Source organism: Candidatus Neomarinimicrobiota bacterium, assembly GCA_022567655.1.
Lineage (GTDB): Bacteria > Fidelibacterota > SORT01 > SORT01 > SORT01 > JADFGO01.
Genome location: JADFGO010000044.1, coordinates 1 through 1,646 on the forward strand (window position 1 = coordinate 1; position 1,646 = coordinate 1,646).

General features: G+C 64.5%; 1 protein-coding gene. It reads left to right on the plus strand.

Features of this window, described 5'->3' with window-relative positions; translation table 11 throughout:
* On the plus strand, nt 1-1,646 hold a 1,646-nt coding region (locus tag IID12_06055; GenBank protein MCH8288650.1), incomplete at both ends, for an FAD-dependent oxidoreductase.

Genomic DNA, 1,646 nt, shown 5'->3' on the forward strand with positions numbered 1-1,646 from the left:
AGGCGGAACGCTTCGACGACTTCGGCGGCTGGGTACACGATTGCCAATTCATGGACCAGATGGGTTCGCCCTATCTATTGGCCCACGGCTTGGGCCGTCCCGTTGACGACGCGACGACGATCGTCGAACTACCCCGCGCCGGAACCTATCGCCTGCTGGTCCGCACGCGCGATTGGATCGGACCGTGGAGAACCAGCTTCAACTTGAGCGGGACGCCGGGCCGATTCCAACTCGTCATCGACGGAAAGCGGCTCGATACGATCCTCGGAGCGGAAGACGCCGACTGGCATTGGCAAACGGCCGGCCGGATCGACGTGGCCGACGACCATCGCCGCATCACGCTGGCCCTGCACGACCTGACCGGTTTCGAGGGCCGCGTGGACGCGATTCTGCTGACGGCCGATCCGAATCTCAACCCGCCCGACGCTGGACCCGAGCTGGCCGCTTTCCGACGCCGGCTGCTGGGCCTACCCGACGAGCCGCGGCAGGCGGGCCAGTTTGACCTGGTCGTGGTCGGCGGGGGAATCGCCGGCACGTGCGCCGCGCTGTCGGCCGCCCGACTGGGGCTGAAGGTTGCCTTAGTGCAAGACCGCCCAGTGCTGGGCGGCAACAACAGTTCCGAGGTTCGCGTCTGGCTGCAAGGCGCTCGAAACCTGCCTCCTTACCCGCGAGTAGGCGACATCGTGGCCGAATTGGAACAGGAAAAGGCCGCCCACTACGGCTCCGCCAACACGGCCGACCTCTACGAAGACGACAAGAAGCTGGCCTTGGTCCGAGCGGAGGAGAATGTCGCGCTCTTTGTGTCGCATCGGGCTAACGGCGTGGAGATGGACGCCCGACGCATTCGCGCGGTGATCGCCCAACAAACGCAAACCGGACGCCGCGTTCGACTTACCGGACGCTGGTTCGCCGACTGCACGGGCGACGGCTCGATCGGCTTCCTGGCCGGGGCCGATCATGAGATGACGCTGCTAGGCCACATGGGCCGTTGTAATCTTTGGCATGCGGTCGAGACGGACGAACCGGTCGACTTCCCTCGCTGTCCTTGGGCGCTGGATTTGAGCGACAAGCCGTTTCCCGGCCGCGACCGGGGGGAATCCGGGCTGCTCCAACTGGGCGGCTGGTATTGGGAGAGCGGCTTCGACCACGACCCGTTCGAAAAGAGCGAGTACATCCGCGACTGGAACTTCCTGGCCATGTACGGCGCCTGGGACTGCCTCAAGAACGTCGACAGGATTTACCCCAACCATCGGCTGCATTGGGCGGCCCACGTTTCCGGCAAGCGGGAATCACGGCGGCTGCTGGGCGAGGTGGTTCTCACTAAGGAAGACCTCGTCTCCGGCCGGACGTTTTCCGATGGCTGCGTGCCCACCGGATGGCAGATGGACCTGCATTTGCCCGAACCACGCTACGAGAAGGGCTTCCAGGGCGACGCCTTCATCGCCGTGGCCCATTACACCGACTACCCCCGGCCGTTTTGGATACCCTATCGGTGTCTTTACTCTCGCAATACGGACAACCTATTCATGGCCGGGCGCGACGCCAGCGTGACCCACGAGGCGTTGGGAACCGTGCGGGTGATGCGAACCGGCGGCTGCATGGGCGAGATCGTGGGCATGGCGGCCGGCCTCTGTTTTTTTAATGAC